Below are 6,427 nucleotides of genomic sequence, written 5' to 3' on the forward strand. Positions count from 1 at the left end.
TACTCGGTCACTTATGGAGATTAGATAATGAAAATATATATAAATGGACAAATGATGAAGGCGGAAGAAGCTATGGTCTCAGTGTATGACCATGGCTTTTTATACGGTCTAGGTTTGTTTGAGACTTTTCGTACTTATGGTGGGCAAAGTTTCCTGCTAGAGCGACATATGGAGCGTCTTGAGACTGCTAGCCAATACCTTGGTATTAAGTTATCAATAACTTTAGGGCAATTACAGCGTATCGTACAATCGCTATTAGAAGCTAATGCATTAGAAGATGGCTATGTAAGAGTAACGGTTAGCGCTGGTACAGGTGAACTTGGACTGCCTACGCAAGATTATAATGAACCAACCGTTGTTGTGATGGTGAAATCAATCGGAGATCCGACGTTTGAACAGTGGCATAAGGGGAAAGCATTACAGTTATTGCAGACGGTACGTAATACGCCAGAGGGTCCATATCGCTTCAAATCACTACATTACATGAATAATATTATCGCCAAACGTGAGTTGCTAGCGTTAGGTGAAGTGACGGTTGCTGGTGCAGAAGGTTTGATGTTAACGAATAAAGGTTATATTGCAGAAGGTATTGTTAGTAATTTGTTTTTCGTCAAAGATGAGAAGATCTACACGCCCCATCTGGATACAGGGATTTTGCCAGGTATTACGCGGGAGTTCGTAATGCAATTGGCAAAGCAGCGAGGAATTACAGTTAAAGAAGGATTGTATACATTTGCAGAGCTATGGGAAGCTACAGAAATTTGGATGACCAATTCCATTCAAGAGCTTATCCCGATTACTTCCTTACTGGATGCAGCAGGTCATATGAAGCTGATTAGCGAAGGAGTAGCGGGTCATTACTGTCAGCAGCTAGCAGCAGCTTATCGCGCTACGATACAACGAAAAGATTGAAGGTGAAGACATCATGGTACAACCGGTATTTTGGACAAGAAATTATTTGCTAAGTGGACATGTTCCTTTGCAATTAGGACAGCGGACGCTAATGATGGGAATATTGAATATAACGCCAGATTCTTTCTCGGATGGTGGTAAGTATAATTCTGTGGAGCGAGCACTTCAGCATGTAGATCAGCTTGTTGCCGATGGTGTAGACATGATCGATATTGGTGGAGAATCGACAAGGCCTGGTTTTGTTCCGGTGACGATAGCCGATGAGATCGCCAGAGTGATACCTGTCATTGAAGCGATACGCCAAAAGTATCCGCTAGTTCCACTATCGATTGATACGTATAAGGCAGAAACAGCGAAGGCAGCATTAGCAGCGGGAGCACATATTATTAATGATATTTGGTGCTTGAAATATGATCCTGATATGGCTTATGTGGCAGCGGAATATCGTTGCCCTGTAATACTGAATCACAATCGTACTGATGCCAATGAGGAATATGGCATTGAGGAAGTGATTGCCGATTTACTGGAAAGTGTACATATTGCCATTGATGCAGGCGTTGCACATGATCAGATCTGGTTAGATCCAGGAATCGGGTTTGCCAAAACGTATGAGCAAAATTTAGAAATTCACGCGAGATTAGCTCAATTAAATGCGTTAGGATATCCTGTACTCTTAGGAACATCACGCAAAAAGTTTATTCGTGAAGCATTGGCTATGACCGTAGATGAAATTGCAGAAGGCACGATTGCTTCTAATGTGCTTGGAATTACGCAAGGCTGTCAAATTGTGCGAGTGCATGATGTCCGTGCCATGAAGAAGGCGGCGCTGATGACAGATGCACTACTATATCGAATACCACACTACAAGGAGTAACAGTTATGGATAAAATGCAATTAAAAGGTATGCGTTTCTATGGTTATCATGGTGTGTTTGCAGAGGAAAATCGTCTAGGTCAACAATTCATAGTTGATCTTGAACTAATAATGGATATGCAACAAGCTGCTCTTACCGATGAATTACAGTATGCGCTTGACTATTCCGAGCTACACGGCTTTGTACAAGAGATTGTAGAAGGTCCGCCATTCAAATTAATTGAAGTATTAACGTCACAAGTTGCTTCCCAAGTGTTAGAGCATTATACTAATGTGCATGAAGTTACTGTACGTGTTACGAAGCCACATCCGCCATTCAAAGTGGAGTTTGATGGTGTAACAATTGAAATGAATAGAAAGCGAGCTTCTCATGACTAATTCAGTAACAGCTATGACGGCATATATTGCCATGGGTTCAAATGTGGGTGATCGAGAGCAATGGTTACGCCAAGCCATCGATACGCTTGATCGACACGACGCAATCGAAATAACTAAAGTATCAAACATATATGAGACTGAACCCGTAGGATATACGGAGCAACCGTCTTTTCTTAATATGGTTATTGAAGTGCGTACGACATTAGCTGCACCGGCATTATTATTAGAGCAATTGGCCATTGAACAACAGTTAGGCAGAGTAAGAGAAGTGCAATGGGGTCCTCGCACTATTGATTTAGATTTGTTATTATATGATAATGTTTCATTGGAGTCAGAATTATTAGTGTTGCCACATCCTAGAATGATGGAGCGGGCATTTGTGCTAGTTCCACTCCATGACGTGTTATCTAAGGTGCATCTTCTATACAACGAAGTGAAGGGTATTGCCGAAGAAGCGCTGCGATTGAGAAAGGAAGGCATTACACTATGGACAACGATCAACTAGCTCAGAGAGTCAGGGCATTTCGTAAATTAAAAGGTTTCACACAAATCGAGCTTGCTGAAGAACTAGGAGTATCCGTTGCAGTTCTAGGTTCACTAGAACGTGGCACTAGACGGAATGATCCCAAGTTGCTGAAGTTGATAGCCAATACATTAGATATTAGTTATGAAGAACTGATTACAATTCGAGAGGGGTAAGGATACACATGCTGAAAATCGGAGACATCGAGATGAAAAATCAAGTAGTGCTGGCGCCGATGGCAGGCGTGTGTAATCTAGCCTTTCGTCTTATTGCCAAAGAGTTTGGTGCAGGACTTGTATGTGCTGAGATGGTAAGTGATAAGGCGATTCTACACGGCAACAAAAGAACGCTAGAAATGTTATTTGTTGATGAACGTGAGAAGCCGTTAAGCTTGCAAATTATTGGCGGCAATCGAGAGTCATTAGTTGAGGCGGTCAAAGTCGTAGATAAGCAGACGAATGCTGATATTATCGATATTAATATGGGCTACCCCGTACCAAAGGTAACAAAATGTGATGCAGGTGCGCGTTGGCTGCTTGATCCGAATAAGATTTATGAGATGGTATCTGCTGTAGTAGATGCTGTAGATAAGCCTGTTACGGTGAAAATGCGCGTAGACTGTTAGATCATACTGGTTGTGATGGTGTAATGATTGGCCGTGGTGCATTGGGTAACCCATGGATGTTATACCGTACGATTCAGTATTTAACTACGGGAGAATTAATAAGCGATCCATCGCCGCGTGAAAAGCTTGAAGTTGCAGTTCTGCATATGGACCGCCTGATCGCGTTACGTAATGAGTCTGTAGCTGTACGTGAAATGCGTAAGCATATGGCATGGTACATGAAGGGCTTGCCAGGAGCAGCTCGTGTGAAGGATAGAATTATGGAAGAAACAAATCGCGATCGTCTAGTGGAAATATTAGAAGAATACGTTATATCATTGGATGAAGTCGAGTGGACTACACAAACTTAGCGACGATTATAAATGAATGATATGGAATGAAATATTCGTTAATACCGTATGAATCGACAAACTTCTACACGATTCTTCGGGGGAATGTTTACTAAATAAAATGATTTCATACATCTGATTGACATATCATTCATCTATGCCATATAATCTTGCAATATAAATCTTAGTTCATAGGATATTCAAAAGCTCGCTTAACATCACGAAGTGAATTCAAGTCGTTAGTTTGACTTTCGTTACGGCGATCCAACGTTTTGAATGTTGAAAATACACAGAAATATATTAATGCGAGCATCATCAAATTAATTTGCAATATATTAAATAATCAGTGAATTCATATCTACGTATGAAAATAGGTCACATGATAGGAGACATGGAAAGATGAATGATAAGGTAACAATTCTGACTCAAGCTGGATTGAAGAAATACGAGGACGAGTTAGAAACTCTAAAGTCTGTCAAACGACGTGAAGTAGCTGAACGAATTAAAGTCGCTATTGGTTATGGAGACATTAGTGAAAACTCCGAGTATGAAGATGCAAAAAACGAACAGGCTTTTATTGAAGGTAGAATTATTACTTTAGAGAAGATGTTGCGTAATGCAAGAATTATTAATAACGACGAGATTGGTATAGATGTCGTAAGCGTTGGTTGTATCGTTGTGGTAGAGGATCTGGAGTTCGGCGATCAAACGGAATACTCGATTGTAGGAACGGCGGAGGCTGATCCATTCGAGAATAAGATTTCTAATGAAAGCCCACTCGGTAAAGCAATGCTTGGTAAAGACAAAGGAACAGTCGTTGAAGTGAACGTTCCAGCCGGCAATATTCAATATAAAATTGTAGATATTAAAAAATAAGGTATACTTAGTTCATTAGAAAGCTTCCCTTAGGAAGCTTTTTGAACGTTTACCGCTAGATTCGAGGAGATGAATACATTGGAAACAGAAAATAATGTCCAAGAGTTAAGTGAATTGCTACAAATTCGTCGCGACAAATTAGATTCACTAAGGGAGCTTGGAGTAGATCCTTTTGGCAGCAAATTCGATCGCTCACACAATGCGAAAGAAATTTTAGATGGTTATGCTGAAGTGGACAAGCCTGAACTAGAAGAGATGGCGATCCCAGTAAGTATAGCAGGTCGCATTATGCAAAAACGTGGAATGGGTAAAGCTAGTTTTGCTCATGTTCAAGATTTAACGGGACGTATTCAAATTTATGTTCGTAAAGATACAGTAGATGAGAATAAATTTGCCGCGTTTGAGATGCTTGATATCGGTGACATCGTAGGTGTTAAAGGTCTAGTATTCAAAACAAACACAGGCGAAGTTTCTATTAAAGTGCTAGAAATTGAAGTGTTGACTAAATCACTGCTTCCACTTCCAGATAAGCATCATGGTTTGAAGGATGTTGAACTTCGCTATCGCCAACGTTATGTTGACTTGATTATGAGTCCTGATGTCCAACAAACTTTTATTGCACGTTCAAAAATCATTCAATCTATGCGTCGCTATTTAGATTCTCTAGGTTACTTAGAAGTTGAAACACCTACATTGCATTCTATTGCTGGTGGTGCAGCGGCACGTCCGTTTATTACACATCACAATGCATTGGATATGCAGTTATATATGCGTATTGCAATCGAATTACATTTGAAACGTTTAATCGTTGGTGGATTAGAGAAAGTATATGAGATTGGACGCGTATATCGTAATGAAGGTATGTCTACTCGTCATAATCCTGAATTTACAATGATTGAATTGTACGAAGCGTATGCGGACTACAAAGATATTATGGCTTTGACGGAAAATATGATTGCACATATCGCGCAAGAAGTTCTTGGAACAACGAAAATAATGTACCAAGGTGTTGAGATTGATCTAACGCCACAGTGGCGTCGTGTAACAATGGTTGATATCGTTAAGGAAGTAACAGGTGTTGACTTCAGCGTGCATATGACTGATGAAGAAGCACACGCATTAGCGAAAGAACATAAAGTTGCTGTTGAAGCTCATATGACATTCGGTCATATTCTCAATGAGTTCTTTGAACAGTTCTGTGAGGAAACATTAATTCAACCTACATTTGTAACGGGGCACCCAGTAGCTATTTCACCACTAGCTAAGAAAAATGTTATGGACCCGCGCTTCACAGATCGCTTTGAGCTATTTGTTGTCGCACGTGAACATGCCAATGCATTTACAGAGCTTAATGATCCGATCGATCAACGCGAGCGTTTTGAAGCTCAAATGACTGAGAAAGAGCAAGGAAATGACGAAGCGCATGAAATGGATGATGATTTCATCCGCGCACTTGAATACGGAATGCCTCCTACGGGTGGGCTAGGTATCGGTATCGATCGTCTAGTTATGTTGTTAACAGATGCACCTTCTATTCGTGATGTACTGCTATTCCCTCATATGAGAGAACAAAAAACACAAGAATAGTTATATTTTAAGTGCAGGTTCAACAATACTACTTTCTGAACAACCTCTTTTTATAGAAGCTTTACATCTTATTAATTTCGAAGATGTAAAGCTTTATCTATATATAGTTATAAGAACGATAAGCATCAGCACATCTAGTGCTAAATAAGGTATTGAAAAAAGAAGTGAAAATAACTTAAGAAAAGACTTGCATTCCATTAGGCTGCTATGGTATATTATTTCTTGTCGCCGCAGAAGATTGCGAGACACACGAAGAAAACAAGACGAGCTTCAAACTTACACAATGTAACGAGAAACTCACTTGAATTTCTAACACGAAGATAA

Annotated in this window: 7 protein-coding genes and 1 pseudogene; all 8 read left to right on the forward strand. The window is 40.1% G+C overall.

Annotation, left to right across the window (positions count from 1 at the left end; all coding sequences use genetic code 11):
• Nucleotides 1-27 precede the first annotated feature (27 nt).
• The 8 genes and pseudogenes from pabC (at nucleotide 28) to lysS (ending at nucleotide 6,103) form a co-directional block, all read left to right on the forward strand.
• Nucleotides 28-912 carry an aminodeoxychorismate lyase gene (pabC, locus tag AC1TO5_RS20105; RefSeq protein WP_482064631.1) on the forward strand — a complete coding sequence of 295 codons (885 nt, stop codon included), beginning with the start codon at nucleotides 28-30 and terminating at the stop codon, nucleotides 910-912.
• Nucleotides 913-925: 13 nt separating this feature from the next.
• Nucleotides 926-1,786: a dihydropteroate synthase gene (gene folP, locus AC1TO5_RS20110; protein WP_482064632.1), complete on the forward strand. Its 861-nt coding sequence runs from the start codon at nucleotides 926-928 to the stop codon at nucleotides 1,784-1,786.
• Between the two features lie 5 nt (nucleotides 1,787-1,791).
• Nucleotides 1,792-2,163, forward strand: a complete 372-nt coding sequence (folB, locus tag AC1TO5_RS20115) for a dihydroneopterin aldolase (protein WP_482064633.1) — start codon at nucleotides 1,792-1,794, stop codon at nucleotides 2,161-2,163.
• On the forward strand, nucleotides 2,156-2,668 hold the full coding sequence (folK, locus tag AC1TO5_RS20120; RefSeq protein WP_482064634.1) for a 2-amino-4-hydroxy-6-hydroxymethyldihydropteridine diphosphokinase: 513 nt from the start codon (nucleotides 2,156-2,158) through the stop codon (nucleotides 2,666-2,668). Before folB ends, folK begins: the two co-directional genes overlap by 8 nt.
• Entirely contained in the window at nucleotides 2,650-2,862 is a 213-nt protein-coding gene (locus tag AC1TO5_RS20125) for a helix-turn-helix domain-containing protein (protein ID WP_482064635.1), read from the forward strand. The genes folK and AC1TO5_RS20125 overlap by 19 nt, the downstream gene beginning before the upstream one ends.
• 8 nt (nucleotides 2,863-2,870) lie before the next feature.
• Nucleotides 2,871-3,661, forward strand: a pseudogene (locus AC1TO5_RS20130) (tRNA dihydrouridine synthase).
• Between the two features lie 378 nt (nucleotides 3,662-4,039).
• Entirely contained in the window at nucleotides 4,040-4,516 is a 477-nt protein-coding gene (gene greA / locus AC1TO5_RS20135) for a transcription elongation factor GreA (protein WP_482064636.1), read from the forward strand.
• Between the two features lie 69 nt (nucleotides 4,517-4,585).
• Nucleotides 4,586-6,103 (forward strand): lysine--tRNA ligase, encoded by a 1,518-nt coding sequence (lysS, locus tag AC1TO5_RS20140; protein WP_482064637.1) that lies wholly within the window; start codon nucleotides 4,586-4,588, stop codon nucleotides 6,101-6,103.
• Nucleotides 6,104-6,427 lie beyond the last annotated feature (324 nt).

The organism is Paenibacillus sp. Y930, from assembly GCF_056786375.1.